General features: G+C 37.5%; 15 protein-coding genes and 1 tRNA gene. 8 read left to right on the top strand and 8 right to left on the bottom strand.

Features of this window, described 5'->3' with window-relative positions:
* Positions 1–79: 79 nt before the first annotated feature.
* The 4 genes from AC5I6P_RS06200 to AC5I6P_RS06185 form a co-directional block, all read right to left on the bottom strand.
* On the bottom strand, positions 80–1588 hold the full coding sequence (locus AC5I6P_RS06200) for a hypothetical protein (RefSeq protein ID WP_495692882.1): 1509 nt from the start codon (positions 1586–1588) through the stop codon (positions 80–82).
* Positions 1589–1595: 7 nt separating this feature from the next.
* Entirely contained in the window at positions 1596–2870 is a 1275-nt protein-coding gene (locus tag AC5I6P_RS06195; RefSeq protein ID WP_495692881.1) for a terminase large subunit domain-containing protein, read from the bottom strand.
* Positions 2860–3291 carry a Crp/Fnr family transcriptional regulator gene (locus AC5I6P_RS06190; protein WP_495692880.1) on the bottom strand — a complete coding sequence of 144 codons (432 nt, stop codon included), beginning with the start codon at positions 3289–3291 and terminating at the stop codon, positions 2860–2862. The genes AC5I6P_RS06195 and AC5I6P_RS06190 overlap by 11 nt, the downstream gene beginning before the upstream one ends.
* A 145-nt stretch (positions 3292–3436) precedes the next feature.
* Positions 3437–4240: a hypothetical protein gene (locus AC5I6P_RS06185; protein WP_495692879.1), complete on the bottom strand. Its 804-nt coding sequence runs from the start codon at positions 4238–4240 to the stop codon at positions 3437–3439.
* 289 nt (positions 4241–4529) lie between these two features.
* Between AC5I6P_RS06185 and AC5I6P_RS06180 the strand changes: the two genes are divergently transcribed.
* Both AC5I6P_RS06180 and AC5I6P_RS06175 read left to right on the top strand, forming a co-directional pair.
* Positions 4530–4721, top strand: a complete 192-nt coding sequence (locus AC5I6P_RS06180) for a helix-turn-helix domain-containing protein (protein ID WP_495692878.1) — start codon at positions 4530–4532, stop codon at positions 4719–4721.
* A 104-nt stretch (positions 4722–4825) separates the two neighbouring features.
* Positions 4826–7636, top strand: coding sequence for a hypothetical protein (locus AC5I6P_RS06175; RefSeq protein WP_495692877.1), 2811 nt, complete (start codon positions 4826–4828; stop codon positions 7634–7636).
* A gap of 537 nt (positions 7637–8173) precedes the next feature.
* Here the strand turns inward: AC5I6P_RS06175 and AC5I6P_RS06170 are convergent.
* The 3 genes from AC5I6P_RS06170 to AC5I6P_RS06160 all read right to left on the bottom strand — a co-directional run bounded on the left by AC5I6P_RS06170 (position 8174) and on the right by AC5I6P_RS06160 (position 11894).
* Positions 8174–9931, bottom strand: coding sequence for a phospholipase D-like domain-containing protein (locus tag AC5I6P_RS06170; RefSeq protein WP_495692876.1), 1758 nt, complete (start codon positions 9929–9931; stop codon positions 8174–8176).
* Between the two features lie 268 nt (positions 9932–10199).
* Positions 10200–10820: a hypothetical protein gene (locus AC5I6P_RS06165; RefSeq protein WP_495692875.1), complete on the bottom strand. Its 621-nt coding sequence runs from the start codon at positions 10818–10820 to the stop codon at positions 10200–10202.
* Positions 10821–11105: 285 nt separating this feature from the next.
* A complete protein-coding gene (locus AC5I6P_RS06160; protein WP_495692874.1) occupies positions 11106–11894 on the bottom strand; it encodes a hypothetical protein in 789 nt (262 codons plus the stop codon).
* A 701-nt stretch (positions 11895–12595) separates the two neighbouring features.
* On the opposite strand from AC5I6P_RS06160, the gene AC5I6P_RS06155 reads away from it, so the two are divergent.
* From AC5I6P_RS06155 to AC5I6P_RS06130, 6 genes are all read left to right on the top strand, one after another.
* Complete coding sequence (locus AC5I6P_RS06155; protein WP_495692873.1) at positions 12596–12820, top strand: hypothetical protein; 225 nt, start codon at positions 12596–12598, stop codon at positions 12818–12820.
* 127 nt (positions 12821–12947) lie between these two features.
* Positions 12948–14147: an AlbA family DNA-binding domain-containing protein gene (locus tag AC5I6P_RS06150; RefSeq protein WP_495692872.1), complete on the top strand. Its 1200-nt coding sequence runs from the start codon at positions 12948–12950 to the stop codon at positions 14145–14147.
* Between the two features lie 80 nt (positions 14148–14227).
* Positions 14228–14623, top strand: a complete 396-nt coding sequence (locus AC5I6P_RS06145; RefSeq protein ID WP_495692871.1) for a GNAT family N-acetyltransferase — start codon at positions 14228–14230, stop codon at positions 14621–14623.
* 44 nt (positions 14624–14667) lie between these two features.
* Positions 14668–16017 carry a hypothetical protein gene (locus tag AC5I6P_RS06140; RefSeq protein WP_495692870.1) on the top strand — a complete coding sequence of 450 codons (1350 nt, stop codon included), beginning with the start codon at positions 14668–14670 and terminating at the stop codon, positions 16015–16017.
* 361 nt (positions 16018–16378) lie between these two features.
* Complete coding sequence (locus tag AC5I6P_RS06135; protein ID WP_495691872.1) at positions 16379–16981, top strand: hypothetical protein; 603 nt, start codon at positions 16379–16381, stop codon at positions 16979–16981.
* A gap of 63 nt (positions 16982–17044) precedes the next feature.
* On the top strand, positions 17045–17194 hold the full coding sequence (locus AC5I6P_RS06130) for a hypothetical protein (protein WP_495692869.1): 150 nt from the start codon (positions 17045–17047) through the stop codon (positions 17192–17194).
* Between the two features lie 209 nt (positions 17195–17403).
* Here the strand turns inward: AC5I6P_RS06130 and AC5I6P_RS06125 are convergent.
* Positions 17404–17476 (bottom strand) — tRNA-Ala (locus AC5I6P_RS06125).
* Between the last annotated feature and the right edge of the window lie 299 nt (positions 17477–17775).

Raw genomic sequence — 17775 nt, 5'->3', positions numbered from 1 at the left:
TCCTTTTAATAATTAAGGTGTCTGCATGATGCAGTAGGTTTATCTGGGGTTAAGGCTTTTATCCAGTAGCCGCGTAGAATTAAACGGTTGGATTAGTTGATAGTTCAGGTAATTCAAAAGTTAAAGCTTCAATCTCGCTATTAACTAATTCCTTTTCTTCAGATGAAGCATTAGGGGCAAGTTGAGATGAAAGTGATTTAGCAAATAGTCTTTTACTAGTCTGTGGAATATAAGGGTCTACTTTAATTAATTCATTAGCTGTAGCTAAAAGGGAGTCAAGCGAATCTAATTCAAAGGACTCATAACCAGTAACACTGATTGAATTAATAGTTTCTGATGGAAGTCCAATAGCCGAAGCTACTAATTGAATTAAATCTTGTAGAAATTCTAGAAGTAGTTTTCCATACGATCGCATCACCATTTCTTCCGAATGGAGATCAAACTTTTTAGAGATGCCTGACTGTTGAACGGCCCCTTTATCAGATGAAATACAACCTAAATTGAGTATGTCTTTAATTTGATTCTCTAAGTCTGCTAGAAGAGTTGAAAGGATAGTAAGTACTGATCCCTGCATTTCCTTAAACTCAAATTCCTCAACCTTCATAATGTGGGCGTTACTTGAGATTGGTGTTTCTTCTTCTTTAACAGCTATCTCTAAGTTCGGAAGAGTTTCTTGAATTGGCTTAAATATTCTTTGAATGTAAGCCATTCCAGCAGCATCAAATCTATTATTCTCTATAGTTAAATATTCTTTAGCTTTTAGATAGGCATGATTCATTGCATAGAGTTCACTAGGTAGTTCAAACTTTAGAACAGGGAATGAACTGAAGCCATGATAGATAGGTTCCTGATCTAAAGAGATATAAGTATCTTTAGGAGTAACTGGAACTATTTTTCCATCTTTGATTAGTGTGACAATCTGATTGTTCTTAAGCTCAACTAAAGCCGAATATCTAAGGATCAGTTCAGGGGTGATTATCGTCCAAATTACTTGAGGGACAGGTTTAGTGAAGGGGTCTGGACGGTACTCTACAAGCTGTCTGATCTTAATGAATGTCAGTGAGCCTGTATCATCCTCAGTCCAATCATATACATCTCTACAGTTGTGTAGGATGGTGTAAGGGTTTAGATTGAGTGCCTCTTCTTCTGCTCTGTTTCTAGGGATGAAAGGAGCTAGGGGTTTGTCAACCTGAACGAATACTTTCTTATAAATTAAAGCTTCTCTGAAAATTCTCTGTAGAAGTTTAAGTTCAGATTGCCCTTTCTTTTTGGAAGTATTCTCTCTAAAGTTCTTCCAGAAATCATTATCAGGTAAATTTGAAATTGAATAGCTACCTGCTGCAAGTTTAGAAGTTAATTCTAGAAGTGCCGAAGATAGAAGGTTAGTGTAAGTGAACTTTTTTAATCTAGCAGTGTAGGCTTCAGGAACCTCTCCCGCTCGAATAGGTAAGAATTGACCTTTTACTTTTTCTAGAACTGTTGATCCCTCAATTAGAGGATATAATTGGGTGTTTAATTCTTCACTATTTATATAATCAGAATGTTTGGATTCTAAAAAGTCCAAACTTAATTCATAAGGGATATCCATATTGTTATTAAGCCGCAGATAGGCTTGAAGATAAATTATATTTAGTTTCTATTTGCGGGATCACATAGCGGAAACTATCTAATATGTGATCAGATTGACCTTCAGCTACCTTCTCTAAAATGTTTCCTTCTCGATCTTCAGCTTTGTGATAGCTGTTAATGTCATCAATTAAGCTTTGAAGTCTATTAGAGACTAAAATTCTATTTTGATAAAAGAGAGAGTTAATAATTCCAATACTTTCCATTACACCAGGTTTTGATCTGGGAACAGTAATAGCATTCTTTAGGGCTTGAATATTCTCGGTAGCCCCTTTTCTTCTCAGTGCAATAGTGAAGCTAGGTCTATCATCGGGGCTCATTACTTGATGAACCTTATATTTTCTACAGAAAGTTATAATCTGCTTAATTACTTCATCTTGAGTAACAGGGATTGAAGGGTTGGGATTACTCCAGCAGTCAATTATGTAGTAGAGATTATCTTTAATTCCTATAACTGAAACTGCTGGATTAGTCTCACCGTGATCAACTCCAATTAAAATAGTGCCGAAACTATCAGGGAGAATATCAACGGTGTGGCTTTCATTAAATTGATCGTATAACTTACCTGAGAAGTCCTCCCAACTGGCTTCATACTCTTGTCTAAAAACACTAGGAGGTAAGGTTAGTCGGGCCTGCTCTCTAATTTCTGAAGGGTTAAAGGGATTATCAGCAGATGTGTAATGAAAATATTTCCAATTTGGATTCTCTAAAGCTTTTTGATGGAACTTATAGAAGTGTGAGTTTCTGCCTTTAGGAGTGCCGATCACCATACTTTCATAGAATCCACTAGGGTCACGAAAGCAAGGAGTTATGATTTCATCCCAGGTCTTAGGAGGAAACATCTGATATTCTTCAAGTCCAGCAAAAATAAGGTTCTTACCTCGAATCCGCTCTCCACCATCATCGGTTCCAGCTAAGGAGAGAAGGGGGAGATTATTGTGAAAGTAGATAATGTGCTTAGACCTATCTATTTTCCTAGTGAGGGGCAAGCTTTCAAATAGGTTTATTAACGGTTCCCAATGAAGGGCGATCGCCATCTTCAAGGTTGGAGCCGCTATCAGAACTTCACAAGGACTTTCAGTGTCAAACTTACCAGAGTAGGTTAGTAGAGCTTTAATTGCTGCTGCTCTTAGGAGTCTGGTCTTGCCCCACCCCCGACCTGAACAAACAACTTTTACTTTAGCTGGAGAGGTAAGGACTGAATGCTGAGTAGGGTGTAATTTAATGTCAAGCTTAGCCATCATCTTCAGGAGTGGTGATTCCAAAAGAGACTTCCACTTTCATATCAGCTTGAGTCTGACCTAGAACACGCTCTAGCATTTGAGGAGTAGGTATAATTTCTTCTTCTTTTACTAAAGTGACAATTTGACCTTGAGAATTGAATGCTTCCTGTCTAGTGATTTTGAATTTCTCACCTTTAAGAACCTTAGTGATAAAGTCCTCAGCTAACACTATTCGGTCTATAGCCTGTTCTTGTCCTTGTCTGAGTCTTGTAGCTTTAATGTCAGCAACACGTTCAGCAAAGTCTGGATACTTTGTAAGCCAGTCATAGAATGATGCTCTAGATACCTTAGCGGCTTCACAGGCTGCACTATCGGAACCTGTTAACTCTAGAACCTTGTAAATAACGTCGAGCGTTTCAGGTTGATATTTTGAACGAGCCATATGATTTTTGTTGAAAGTTAAATAGAATCAATAATAATATTCGTAGATTTTAATTCGTGGCGACTATTATTGATTCAATAAAAAACCTCCAGTAATTTAGGAGGTTAAAAATTATTGATTCCTCTACCATTACGAGTGAGCGGATTTATAAATGGGTTAGTAAATAATCAGAGATAACGTCAAAAGCTTCGAGACATAGACGGTCAATATAATCTTCAAACGTCTCTGAAGTATTTAACCCTGTAAATATATAACCAATCCGATAGTGTACTGAAGGGTCATTTGTGATCTTAAAATTCAGAACTAAACATTGAGGAAAGTTTAGTTGACCGATCGCATCTGACATTAAGCTTTCATCTATCTGGCTCCATAAGGATGAGCCAGGATTCAACTGTGAGAGCGGCTTGTAGATGTTAGGAATGAACTTATCACATTCATTCAAAGTGCCGTTGTAGTAGTCCTCCAGCACCCTTAAAAGTTGAACTGGATCAATGTATGAGGTCTTGATTCTAGATTCATCGTAGGAGGGTAATTCCTGAATGACTTCTTCAGTTGGCCTTCTCTGCTGCTCCAGCTTCTCATTCATAAAGGTGGAATATTCAAAGATGGTTCGATAGTCATTCTTTGAGTGAGAGCACTCATTTCTAGTCAATCGGTTCAGTTGGGAGTTGGATAAAATGGAATCATCCTTTATTAATGCTGATTTATTTTCTTCTAGCCATTTCAAAAGGTCAGGCTTATTTTTATATTCGGCTTTTAAAATCTTATAGAGACTTCCATCAGCCCCTTTAGCCTTTACTCGGTAATCATTACCGTACTGCTTGATTAAATTATCTTTTAATGTACTAAAGGGGATATTAAGCTTCTTCGAGATGCTCCTTACTGAGGAGTTGGTATCAGTTGATAGGATGTTAAAGGCTTGATTGATTATTTCTTTAGGGAGTTTCATTAGAGGAATAAATTATAAAGGATTTATTCTTCTAATATTTCATACTGTATATGTGTAATAGTGGGCGTTGTATAGGTAGCAGTTCAAGCGAGGGCTGAATTATTAATATAGGTTTATTTCAACTTCTAGTTTATTCCGAGAACTTTATTCTCAACCGTACTTATATAAATTCGGTAATTACTACTTATTTAATTCAGGAATTTAAGTAATAAAACTTGTAGTATTAATTAAGGAGTTAGAGAACTCTTTTTATTTAAATTGATAAGCATATAGACCAAAAGGATAAAAAATGATTCCAGATGATTTGATTTCAACTCAAGAAGCGGCAGAAATAGCAGGTTATATTACTTCTGAAACTATCCGTTATTACATCAGAACAAAGCGTCTAACAGCTTATAGAAACCCTAGAGGTTGGAAATTTGTTTCTAAAGCTGAAGTAGAGGAGAAATTAGTTAGACCAGACTTTATAGTTCTTGATTAATCGCCTACTTATTACATCACGTATATATCAAACTAAAAATAAGCAGAGAAGAATATAAACTCTCCTCTGCTCTCTTAAAAAACTATTTAATCTTTCTATTATATATGACAACTGAATATCAAAACTACCTTTCCAAATTTCTTAAAGAGAGTTCATCAAAGCTTTGGAAGTCTCCCACATATGTAGTCACAACTGGAGATGATACTGAATATGTGAGCAGGACTAATCAGAAGAATAAAATGATTATTTCTCAAACAGCTTTTTCAGAAGACCCTAATGAATGTGTAGTTCTAGAACATCCAACTTTAGGGTTAGGAGTTCTACCTACTTGGGACACTAAATGTATATTGTCCAGTATTTTAGAGTTTGAAGAAGTAAGTCCAGTTAAAGTTCCAGACGGCTATCTAATTTGGGAAAAGATAATCTTTTTCGCGCCAGCAGATGTTCTAGCAGGTTCTTTTAACGATCCAGCTATCACAAGCTTTATTCAAAAGAATTGTATTCAGGATACTAGATTTAGAATTGAGACAAAGGATAAGAATCACCCAGACCTATTACAGCTACCCATATACTTAGACACCCCTAAAGGAATTCTAAAGTTAGTCCTGAAGGTTATTGACCTATCTAAGCTAGGTGGGAGGGGGCTAGAAGACACGGTAAAAATGTTTGGTGGCAAGATGAGTGATAAAGGGTTAATGGATCAATACAAGACCAATATGTTATACCCTTACACAGAACCTAACCTTCAGAAAGATTTCGTTAAGTACTCTAAATCAGATGCTTGCATCTTACATTGGTTAAGGAAAAAGAATGAATTTAGAAAGAATAAACTTTTTCAGATTCAAAACCTAACACCACCTCAAAATGAGATATTAACCGTGGGTTCTCTAGTAGCTATACTGTTGGAAAAATACTTAGAAAATTATATTGGGGAATTTAAGGCTTACGAATTCTTTACTTCCACTCAGTTTGGTAAAACCCGTAAGTTTACATTAAGAGATTTACTAGAGAAGTCAACGGTAGCTTACTTTGCTCAACAAAAAGAGTCTAATAAGTCCGTAGCAAGCTTGGTGCAAGGTGGTCGGGCCAAGAATGAAAGACCGACAGACTTTTATTTTGAAGGGGCTATAGCCGATGCAGATATGTGTGGAGCTTATGTTGAGGTTCAGAAAAAGTTAGAATACGCTGTTGGTTTACCCGTAAGTTGGGGTAAGCATGAATCTGATAAGAGAGTAGTTACTTTAGGTCAATTCTTAAAGAAAGAATCACAAGACTTTGAGAACAGACAATGGGCTATTACCGTATCAGGTGATTTAAGCTTCAATCAAACGTTGATCCCTTCAAAAGTAACAGACAGTATTAAGATTAATGAGAATTATTCAGAAGATAATCCTAAGATTAATGCTGACTTTAGGCTTTATACCCGTCAGATTATCAACGGCATTGTAACCTCAGATGTTTTAGAAGCTCTTAACAACGTTTGCTCAAGCAAGGAACTATCTGAAATCCTATCTTTAGAAGTGGTAAGTGCAGTTTGGCATCCTAAATCTAAAAAGTGTACAACTCCTGAAGAATGGTTTGAAAAAACAAAAGCTCATACTGATAAAACAGGCAATAGATTAGAAGTAAAGATCGTAAAAGGTAGACAAGTAACCATAGACAACCGTTCAACTTATTGGTTAGCTGTACCGCTAAATAGCTTTATCAAACCGTATTCAGATATTAGAGGACATCTAAAAAGAAAAATGAGGAGCTTTGAGAAAGGTTCTGATAAATTTCTACTCTTTGACTCTAAGCAGAATCAAATGAAGCTGATCCCCAATACAGCTTACGGAGTTATTGCAAGCCCTTATTTCCCTGTAGGTAGTGCCGTCTTAGCAAATGTCATCACAGCAGCAGTTAGAACGGCTCTATGGTGTACTCAAGCAGCAGTAGGGGGTTTCCTATCTATTACAGACGGAACCCCTTATGACTTAAATTCAGTTAGAGATTGGAAAGACCACAAACCTTCTATGAACACCATCAGCTTATGGAGAAATCAAAGTAGATTAAACAGAACGGCAACCCGCTACTTAAATACTAAATCTTTAGGTACAGATGCTAAATGGCTAGTAACTGAAGGTAGAAGCAATGGGGATGATAGATACACAATATTAACTGACGGCAATGTGACTATAGAGTGTAAAGAAGGTGAGTGGACTTACCTAGATGAAAAACTAAAGGAGCATGTTCAACACTTTTTTAGAAATGGTGAGCCGATTAGCATTTTAGACAGCTTGACTTTTGAACATAAGGACGTTTATGTAAAGGCAATCACTCATTCTCAAACTAATTATCAATTCCATCACGTTTCTGGAGATAAAAAAACAAAAGTTAGAGGGCAGAAGTTAAAAAACACACCATATAACAACGATACTGAAGCTTCTAACATGTTTCCTTTATTCAATGATCTAGAAAATAACCCTTCTGAAATCATAGCACAGCCACCCCAAACCATTAGCCAACTTTTAAAGTGCAATTTAGCTAATGAAATGCTAAATAACCTTTCAGATAATGTAGTTAAAACAAATAATCTAGAAGCAGGGGACAGTTTAGAGAAGAAAAGTCAGATTACCATCATCAGTTTATCCATGTTTCATTGGCAAAGTGATAAACAGTTTCAATCGTGGAGTAAAACTAATGATAAATTGAAAAAAGAATCTAATTGGGGTATTGAACAGTACTTTCAGAATGAAGATGGAACAATTAATTATCAATTAGCAGTATCAACTATTCAGGAAAAGATTGATGACGGTGAATCATGGATCTGTAAGTACTCTAATAAGAACCCTAAAGAAAAGGTTTTATCTTTACATCCGTTTCATTCAGATTACAAAAAGTTGGATAATTTAGTTGAAGAGGAAGTAGAAAACTAAAGTATTTTTAACCATATTACAGAGTCGGAAACGGCTCTTTTTTATTGTCAAAATAGTGGTTATGGGGGGGGGCTTTTTTAAAAAAGTAGGGGGGCATAACCACAAAAAATCCTTTAATAATCAGGGTTTCAGGAGTTCATTTTACTAACTGGGGGAGTGCCCCCGACATGGCGACTTAGCCATGTCATAATCTTGGTTTGGGCCGAACGTGAGTGAGGTGCAAACATTAAAGAATTAATGAAAGAGGCTCCTTAAAAAAGAATAAACTTGAAGGTGGAGGCTATTAAATTTATTAAGAAGAGGCGCTATGATTTTGAATAGAGTGCTTAATGTTTTCTAATTTGTCTCTATTAGCTCCTTCAAGCTTGACTGAACTAAGATTGAACTAATCCCCTATCATTTAAACATTAGTTTCCTTCTAAACTGATTCTCAGAGGGCTAAACTTTTGAATATTAGAAGTTCTGCTTTAATGTTCGGGGGAGCAGGACATACTATTTCATCTAACATGAAAATTTTTACAGTTATTAAACTAAACCTTAAACAGTAAGGCTATCATCAACAAATGAATGGATTAGTGAATTAGATGAGCTTGGAAAACTTTTAATTACTGATAATGCTTTTGACTCCAGATCTTTTGCTTCATCAAATCGTTTAATTAGCTCATTAATAATGCGGGGATCTGTAGTGAAGAGTCCTGCTTCACGCTCTTTGGAACTGTCACCTGATGTTAGAAAATTATGGCTCCCAACAACGGCAAACTTGCGATCACAGACTATATATTTTTCATGAGTTCCGATAATTTTAAGTTTAAGGTAGTCACCCTCTAAATCTCTCAGATAATCAATAGCATCGTATAAGTTAGAATGTTTTTTGAGCCTTTGCCATAGCTCTCCTACTCCATACCGAACTGAGTTCTTGCTAATATCGTTTAAATGGCCCCACCCAATATTGATATTAATTTCTTTCTTCAATTTAGCTTCAATCTTCTCTTCTATAGTGCTGTCAATAGAGTATGTTGCAAGCCAAGGACAAACCATAATCAACCGCTCCCCAACTTCATCAAGAGCTTTCTCCAAATATTTCCGACTTTCAGAGCGATCGCACACCAATTTATACTCGTAATTAGGTTGAATATTTTTGAGCATCTGGTTTACAGCACTCAGATGAGTTTCCAGACTTTCATCCACCTGCCCTTGAAATCGTTCAGAAAACTCTTTCAAAAGGCTTTCAAAATCAGTTGAATTATCTTTACTTGAAGCTAAAATTTCTAGCTGATTCTGCATTTGTTCAAGCGGTCGAGTCTCATCATGAAGATCCTGATAGCTATGATCTAGGTCTGTCAAATGCTCCTCTAACTGCTTAACGTGCCCCCTCAGAGTATCTAACTGTTTTTGAACATTCAATTTTGGGCGGTTTTCAACTTTGTTAGCCAAAGCAACGACCTGCTCTTTCACAGCAGACAACTCATCTAGGGAGATTGCTGACTGTTGCCACAATAAAAACTCATCTTTAGTAAGGGAAGTTTGAAGTTTGTTCTTTAAGGAAATTACTACCCTGTCAATCTCCTCAATCTTCCTCTGAATGGTTACTACTTCTGAAGCTACAACCTTCTTCTGCCATGAAGCAAAATCTTTTATAGTCAAATAATCCTGAAGTTGATGCTCCAGACTAGCAATATTCTCAACCTGCTCACTTGTAACACTCTCCTTTTGAGATTCCACAAGTTGTTGTAGAGATTGCACTTGAGTTCTCAATGTATCAATGTCTTGCTGAACTGGCACTGGATTAAAAGGAGTTGGAGTAGGGAGAGGCTGCTGAACTTGAGTAACCTTTTCAAAGAGACTAGCTAGGTCGAGAGAATGCATAACGCCAAGACCCTCTGAAAGGCGTTCGATTTTTCTCTCAACTTCAGTTAAATCTGATGGAGTAGGAGGAAGTTTATTAATGTGATCGCTGACGTGAGAGAGCTTGTGCTGTAGCTGCCCTATTTGCTCCTGAATACTTGCTGCATCTGAGAGCTTCAGATACACGTCAGGGATAAGGGTGCTTTGTTCAATAGCTGTAATCCTTTGAGTAACCTGCTCTTGAACTTGACGAGTACTAACTGCAATGTGGCGAGCAGTTGCTTCTTCCATACGATGACGGTTCTTCTGACTCAACCATATAAATACTGCTAGGAGAGGTACACAAAGCACCTGTTGGTATAGTAATCCTGCAAATGCTCCTGCTAATGAACCATACTCTGCAACTTCAAACCAACGTAGATATTTTCGATTTGAGTTAGAGAGGGTCATAGGTGTTACTTCCGTTAGTATCAGTTGAAGCTTCTCTATTAGATTGAAGCATCCTAAGTTCTAACGTTGCCTTGCCTTTATTATCAAGTCGGAAATTTACTAAAAAAATAGTTTATTCAAGAAACGCATACAGAAAATTCACTTAAGATTAGTACAAAATTATTAATTCCTCACTTATCAATACATATGAACTAAAACAATAAAGTCCTCTAGCATCAATCTAGAGGACTTTATTGTTTTCTGAATGGAGTCGAGTTAGAAGAAAGGTTCAATTTCTACTACTTGCAATAAGTGCTTTAGTGGTCTGGACAGCTTTAACCGCTTCAACAGAACTAGGGCGGATTGCTAGAGCTTTTTTGAACCAATTAAGGGCAGTTTGATACTGGTACTGACTCAAGGCTTCATTCCCCCAGTCCATATACATGAGATATAGATCAACATTTCCTTCTGGAGTATATGCAAGTCCCATCCCCTCATCATCAGGACTAGCATATGCTTGCTTGTCTTTTGGATGTACTTTTTTAATTGGATTAATATTGTCTGGATAGGGATAGGAGTTGAGATCTGGAGTATTCAAAGGTGAAGTTAAGTTTGAACTACCTGACGTAGAGCGCAACCTTCCGGTAGAGAATGAGCCGCTATTAGAACCAAATTGAAACCTGCCATTAGGATTAGAGCGTGTATGGGAACGAACATAAGTTCCATCTTTTCTGGTATAACCTCTAACACTTACGCGACCTCCTCCACTTTGCCCACTATAACTACTAGAACCTCCTCGTCCTCCACCCGCTCCCCCTCTTGCCCAAGCATCACTAGAAGCAAATGAGAGTGACCCTACTGTAATTGCAGTAGTAAAGAGAATTGAAACTATCTTTTTCAGGCTAAACATTTTAGGCTAGACAAGTACTTCAAAATGAGTTCAAGTCTTTTCTATCCTTTAATCTCTATGACTGTCCTCGGTGTAAATACAAAATAGCTAAAAGGGTTAACCAAATTATCTAATGAAGCATTTCTTTAGATAATTTTCAGAGATAACTCTAATCTTCAATAAGTTCATACTTAGCTCTTTGATGTTTAAAGATATTGTGAATATCTCTGTTTCTGAGTTAATAATCAAACAAAAAATGTGAATTAACCGATAATCACAACTAAACGCAAATGTAAAGTTAAATTGCTAATTGCGTTCTAGTTTAGGCAGACCAGCCATTGTAATTAGCTTTAGAGAATGAGCCTCCTCAGGATCATAGTCATATTCGGCTTTTCTGCGAATTAGAATTTTAACTGCTTCACGCATCCAATTCTCTTCAGCTTCAGATAAAGCTACAAAATCATTATTGTGCTTACGGGCATCAAACTGTGATCCCTTAGTAGTAGTAAAGTCGCCCAACTTATCTAGGACTTCCCAATCAATTCTGTATTCATCTGCTGCCCTTTTTCTTTTACCCTTAGAGACTAGTGATTCTATTACAGTCAGACAGAAGTAAGCCATTGATTGAAGGGGCTCCTTACCCTCAAGATGCTGCTGATACCTAAACCACATGACCTCTACATCTGGTGAAAGTTTAAATCTGGTTGGTGGCTCAGGGTATTGTCCACGAGTGACATGTAATGTTGCTGACATTGCAGAAGTAGCAGAAATAGCTGTAGATACTGCTATTACCTGAGGTGTGCCTGGAGGAGGAGGATCTCGATCAATGACTGATGCTTCTTCAAAAATAAATTGAAGTTCTCCAATTTCGAACCTCAGTGCATTATCCAACTCCCAGGCTCTCAAGACTTCCTCTACTTTAGATCTAGCCTTACTTTCTGATGAAAAATGCTGCTGCATGGTTGCCATCAGCACTCCATTAGCTAGGTGCAGAGAGAACAGATCATACTCACGCTCTAGAGCAGGGGCGTTGTACGAAACACTTGCATCAGTTTCAAGATGATACTTCAGCCAAACTACATGAGGATCACGCATTCTATTTAAGGTAAAGAGGCTATCGATCCTATCCCACTACCCATTAGCTGTCTCGAATCAACTTAAAGTCATAAATTATCTATACAGATAAAATTAAGGTGAAGGGTATTGATGCTGTCTTAAGCCTATTGCAGTCCTTTAAATTCCCTTCTTTTGTATGCTTCAGCCTGCTTTGAGCTTATTGATAAGAGATCTGTATAGATCTACATCAGTAATGGAGTACTACCACGTTGCGTTTAAGTATAACTACTCACCTTAAATTTGGGCTAGAAGGTGCTTGAAATCGATTATAGGTGTAAAATGACCTTCTATAGATTTAGACGCGATCCTCATCTATAAGAAAGATCGATAGGATGCCTTAGAGTTGTCATCGCCTTGCAGGGTGCGAGTTTAGGAAGCTTTTTTAGATGAGCATAGGCGCTTAAACTGCCTTCTGTATTAGCTTTGAGCCTTTCTGTAAGATATGACGTATATGGTGTTTAAAGTTGCTTATATATATGACGTAACACCATTTGTAGCGGTATCCTGAAAAATTTCCTTTGCCATATATCGAAACAGCGTGTACATTTCTCTTAGGTTGGTGAGCTTGAGCTTCACAAACCTAACCTGCTTCAAATCAGGTCTGGGTTTTATTCCAGAAATGGAAAATCTCCCAACTTCATTTGAGGTAGGGAGACTGAAAAAATTCGTAGGTCAATGATATGACACCTAAGCAGTTCTTGCAAACTTTCTCAAAAGAGAAAGCTAAGTCTCATAACAAGCTCAAAGCAAACTCTACTGGTTGGGCCATCTTAGCCTGTGGAGTTGTTGTTGTAGCTTGTGTCTCTTTTGCCGTTCACGAGAAGTATGAATCTGTGAGGGTCACTGTTGATTCTCCAATTGCAACTTTTGAAATTGAGCTTGATAAAGAAGGGGGTGAGTTCTAACGGTTGAGTAATGAGAAACGCTTCTTATAATGGAAGGCGTTTCTCATTGCTTTAGTACAAGAGTATTATTTTATAACTAGATACTCAAGAGAACTTCAACCGATACTTGAGCGTTACATAGATCAAAATGATTAGCAGACCATTTGACTCAATCGGTAAAGATGACATTGAGAGCTTGATTTCTAATAATATTCCTGAGAGTAGGACATTAGAGTACAAGGAAGCTTTGCCCGGAAATGCTGATGATGACAAGCGTGAGTTTTTAGCTGATGTTTCATCGTTTGCTAATGCTTCAGGAGGCACTCTGATTTATGGAGTTCGTGAGCAGAGAGATGGGAGCGGTAAAACAACTGGGTTTCCTGAATCGATTGTTGGTTTGGGTAATATCAACATTGATGCTGAGAAGCTGCGATTAGAGAGCATCCTTCAAGCTGGTATTTCTCGTCGCATTATTGGGCTACAAATCAAAGCAATTGATGGTTTCTCCTCTGGAGAGGTGCTACTTATCCAGGTTCCGCCAAGTTGGAACTCACCTCATATGGTGACATTCAAGAATTGGTCACGGTTCTTCTCTCGAAACAGTGCAGGAAAGTATCAGTTAGATGTAGATGAATTACGTAATGCCTTTATTGCATCAGAGTCACTAGGAGAGCAGATTCGGCAATTCCGAGTTGATCGTGTTGCAAAGCTTATTGAAGGTGAAGGCCCAACTAAACTCTTGCCAGGTGCAAAATTTATGTTGCACCTTATTCCAGTTGCAACGTTTGGTTCATCAGAGCAAGTTGATGTTCGCGCTGTCTTTAGGGCAAATAATCTTTACTCTCCTGGAGAAGTTACGAGAAGGGATAGGCGATTTAATTTGGATGGTGTCCTAAGTTTTGTTGATAACTACACACGGGATAATGAGTCATATTCTTACGCTCAGCTCTTTCGCAATGGAGCGATTGAAGCTGCTTGCTCTCTTATGAAGGGGGATGATACGCACGTAATTGAAAAAGATTATGAACTTAAGGTTCTTAAAAGTTTAGATAAGTACCTTCACTTACTGCAAGAGCTGTCAATTAATTCCCCGATCATCATTTCTCTTACCATGATTGGAGTAAAGGGCTACAAAGTAGGCCGCTCAATATTTGATGCTTCTCCTTACACAGCAAGGATAATTGATCGAGACGTACTAATCATTCCTGAAATCAGTTTAGAAGAGTATGGCGTTGTTCTAGAAAATGCTATGCGACCATCTTTTGATGCAGTTTGGCAAGCATCAGGGGGTGAAGGCAGTCCAAATTATGACCAAGCAGGAAAGTGGATAGGTTCGCTAGATACTTAGGGAGCCGTATTGTATTTGAAGATATTGTGAATGCTCTTTTTTTGATCCGCTACTTAAACTTTGAATTCAGAGGTTAAACCTTGACTAAATTTAACTCAAATGGAGAAACTCTCATTTTTAAGGAAATTCCCAACACACATGAGATAGAAGGGGTAATGTTTGGGATCTTCAGGGAAGACGGGACTAAATTAGGTGAAACCTTTTGTAGGAATGACAAATTTAATGGGCTTGCTTGGTATCTGGATGATATATTCATTGAGCCTGAATATCAGGGTAATAACTACGGTAGCCAGCTATTGGAAAAGACCTGTGAAGCTCTTTGGCAAAAGAAGAAGAAGCTGGATATTATCTTAGAACGACCATCAAATGCGATCGCTCCTAATGGATTTGATAGGAAAGCTTGGTACGAAAGACATGGATTTACTCCTCATTCAAATCCAGAGATAACTTATATGTGGCGCGAACCACCAAGCTAGAACTAAGTTTCTCAGTGAGTATAAATCCTCTTTTAGGCTGTCTAATGGTATTCAAATTCAAAAATACAAAATCAAAACGAACGGCTAAATATATTTGGAAGAACGTTCTGCTGAAGACTAAAAATTACTTCAGTGATAGCCAAGCAATGCTAGAACTTCCATTCAGAGAGTTTGATACGTATTGCTTAGAGATAAAGCCTGGAATTCATCTCTGCTCGAAGGATGCAGCAAAAGAAGGAATTAGAAGCTTAACCAATATCATTCATGAAATTCCTGAAATTAAGGATAGCTGTAGTTTTGGAATAGTGTATAAGAGTGTGAAGCAGGAGCTTCAGTCAGATCTGCTTTTGCTTGTGGAGGCAAGTCCTTTAAGAGATTTTGAAGATGTTCTAGAGTCCTTGTTTTATAGAATTCACTCAAATGTGAAGAACTATAATTTCTACTTCTCCTTGGAAGGGATTGAATTAGTTGACGTTGCATCAATAGACTTGCATTCCATCTTAATATCAAAATTTGATGAGCAGATGATGGGTGATGTCCTGTCAAAGAATGATGCAACAACACCATTTGGTGAAAGGTGTGTTGAATTTGTAGAGAAGAATTTTCTTGATAAAGTTTGTATCAGATATTCCTGCTTTGGAGATTATGAATTCTGCAAAGAGCTTTCAAAAATCAAAGTAAGAGAAACACTAAACTTTTTCAGATACATGATTTGTCTTATCTACTATCAACGAATACATGAAAATTTGCTAAAAATAAATGTCGTATCTGAAACATACATTGATGAAAATCAAGTTTTAGTTGAGGAAAGAGATACTAAACACATTACTCTTCATCAAGGTTCGACAAGAAAGCCCTTTGACAAGTTCCGTATTGACCAAGAAATGGTAAACGAGATGAAAGAGAAGCTTTTTCTTGAGGTAATTGTCAGAATACTAAATAATAGCAATCACACAGATCTGGAGGGTTGCCTTATAGCAGCAATATATTGGTCAGGTGAAGCTCAGAATGAATTTGATTGGGATATCTCATTCTTAAAGTATTGGACTGCGCTTGAGTGCATATTCTCGCGCCACAAAGATAACATTACTCACTCCCTAGCAAAGGGAATTTCTACTTTAGCTGCTTATGGTCACTATCAATTCATAAAACCGAGTGAGATTGATCAGGTATACACCTTCTTGTCTAAACTCTACGATAAGCGATCAGGAATAGTTCATAGAGGTTTAAGAGGGGGAGTAAATGAGTCTGAGCTTATAGAAATATGCAAATATACGTCATGGACAGTTCTGAGTTTATTGAGTCTTATCGAAGCTGGATACACAGATATGGCTCTACTTGAGGAACATACTGAAAGATTGTATAGAAGACGCCCTTCAGCTCAGAGCATGTAAGTGTCATCCTACGATCGCGTCACTGGAGACTAATCACATGAATGCCCCTTCCAAGTTCCCAGTAGTTGAATCTCCCACTGATGAAGCTTGGAATAAAGCTATCGAAGAGACTAAGCAATTATACTCAGAGGCTTTAAAGGGACTGGCTTAGCTCCTTAAATAATTTAAGTCCTCAGATATATTGATCCCTTAGTGAGCCTAATAGATGTCTCTCAGATCAATTTTATTAAATGACCAATCATACTCCCATTCAATTTCAATGGGTTTAAAGCTCATTCTAGAGGGAGTATTTTAATGATTAAGTTCAATCAGCTTTAAGAAATGTTATATTGAGGAGCGTTTCTTCTTTTAGGTCAATTCCATGCCTCGCTCAATTAACGAACTTCATCCAGATGAAAAAACTACAATCGCTCTAGCGACCATTCATTTAGAATTAGCTGGAGATAGTGATGCTTCTAAAACTGTAGCTAAAGATTTTGATGTGAGTCCACGAGGAGTTACAGTGCTCAGAAATAGTGCCCTAGAAGCTATAAAAACATATTTCAGTGGTGAATCCTCTACACCTGCAACAAGTGGTATTGCATCGCAGGAGTTAAAGGCCAGGTTAAGACTGCTCATAGGTTCAGGCAAAGCTAATCCTTCAAATGAATCAAATTCTGAAACTGAATCACCCAGTCCTGAAGAAAAAGAAGAACCTACCAAATTAGAGCCACTTGATTTAGATGAAGTATTTAATGCAATTGTAGAATATAACCGATCAGAGGAAGGTCAATTTAAGATTTACCCTAGCTCTGCAATTCTTTCTCATGTAAGCAATCAAGATAAAAAGTTTGCTGATGCCTGGGCAAAGGAAAATAAAGATAAAACCAAAGCTCTTATTGAAGAATTTAACCTCAATGTCAGAACAAATGTCAGCATTCCTAAAGATATTGACTTGAGGGAGGAGTTAGGTCTAGAAGATTGACCACATTCTACACCCTTACTTTTTGTATTATTCCTGTAGTAGATAAATTACAGGAATATTTTTATGTCTAAGCTAACTTTTGAACAGAAACGTACGTTACTCAGAATGATGATCATTGCTCCAGAAATTGTAGATACCACTTTTATTGTTGGTATTTATTTATGGATTGCCATCAGTTTAATTCCTTCATTACTTTTGCTTATGCTTTTGTAATTATTAATTTAATTTACCTAATAACTCTCTAATTGAAAAACCTCCTTAAATTCTATAGGGAGGTTTTTTTGCATATAGTTGCATATAATATAGAGACTTTCCTAAATAGAGTATTCCTTTTTTTAGCGCTAAATGCGGCATGACTGAGAGGTGTAAGGGGCTATAGCGCAGTTGTTAGAGCCCCCTGATATAGCAATGTTTTCAACCTATGGAGCTAAGCGGATTCGAACCGCTGACCCTCTCAATGCCATTGAGATGCGCTACCAACTGCGCTATAGCCCCTTACACCTTTCAATCATGCCGCATTTAGCGCTAAAGCGCAACTCAAGAACTGTGCCGATTTAAGAAAAACCCCACAAACCCATAAATGAGATCTGAGCTTATGTCAATTTATGCGAGAGCGCGGCTTTGTTGCATGATTGAGAATTGAGACAAATCCATCCTAAACTCGGTTGAGATTAAGCTTCAACTACATAACTATGGGGCTTAGCTACTTGGATCATGCGGTTGAGCGCAGCCCACTTGATGAATAATACCAAATCTCCAAAGATAGGCTACAGATGGTATAACTCAAGTGACGA

The sequence above is a fragment of the Myxacorys sp. genome, assembly GCF_059501405.1.
Note: the sequence above shows the minus strand (reverse complement) of the source record. Positions and strands in the feature narration are given on the sequence as shown.

What these genes read in the sequence shown, in the direction of transcription:
- AC5I6P_RS06200 (WP_495692882.1), bottom strand. Translation starts at nt 1,588, where the DNA reads ATGGATATCCCTTATGAATTAAGTTTGGACTTTTTAGAATCCAAACAT.
- AC5I6P_RS06195 (WP_495692881.1), bottom strand. Translation starts at nt 2,870, where the DNA reads ATGATGGCTAAGCTTGACATTAAATTACACCCTACTCAGCATTCAGTC.
- AC5I6P_RS06190 (WP_495692880.1), bottom strand. Translation starts at nt 3,291, where the DNA reads ATGGCTCGTTCAAAATATCAACCTGAAACGCTCGACGTTATTTACAAG.
- AC5I6P_RS06185 (WP_495692879.1), bottom strand. Translation starts at nt 4,240, where the DNA reads ATGAAACTCCCTAAAGAAATAATCAATCAAGCCTTTAACATCCTATCA.
- AC5I6P_RS06180 (WP_495692878.1), top strand. Translation starts at nt 4,530, where the DNA reads ATGATTCCAGATGATTTGATTTCAACTCAAGAAGCGGCAGAAATAGCA.
- AC5I6P_RS06175 (WP_495692877.1), top strand. Translation starts at nt 4,826, where the DNA reads ATGACAACTGAATATCAAAACTACCTTTCCAAATTTCTTAAAGAGAGT.
- AC5I6P_RS06170 (WP_495692876.1), bottom strand. Translation starts at nt 9,931, where the DNA reads ATGACCCTCTCTAACTCAAATCGAAAATATCTACGTTGGTTTGAAGTT.
- AC5I6P_RS06165 (WP_495692875.1), bottom strand. Translation starts at nt 10,820, where the DNA reads ATGTTTAGCCTGAAAAAGATAGTTTCAATTCTCTTTACTACTGCAATT.
- AC5I6P_RS06160 (WP_495692874.1), bottom strand. Translation starts at nt 11,894, where the DNA reads ATGCGTGATCCTCATGTAGTTTGGCTGAAGTATCATCTTGAAACTGAT.
- AC5I6P_RS06155 (WP_495692873.1), top strand. Translation starts at nt 12,596, where the DNA reads ATGACACCTAAGCAGTTCTTGCAAACTTTCTCAAAAGAGAAAGCTAAG.
- AC5I6P_RS06150 (WP_495692872.1), top strand. Translation starts at nt 12,948, where the DNA reads ATGATTAGCAGACCATTTGACTCAATCGGTAAAGATGACATTGAGAGC.
- AC5I6P_RS06140 (WP_495692870.1), top strand. Translation starts at nt 14,668, where the DNA reads ATGGTATTCAAATTCAAAAATACAAAATCAAAACGAACGGCTAAATAT.
- AC5I6P_RS06135 (WP_495691872.1), top strand. Translation starts at nt 16,379, where the DNA reads ATGCCTCGCTCAATTAACGAACTTCATCCAGATGAAAAAACTACAATC.
- AC5I6P_RS06130 (WP_495692869.1), top strand. Translation starts at nt 17,045, where the DNA reads ATGTCTAAGCTAACTTTTGAACAGAAACGTACGTTACTCAGAATGATG.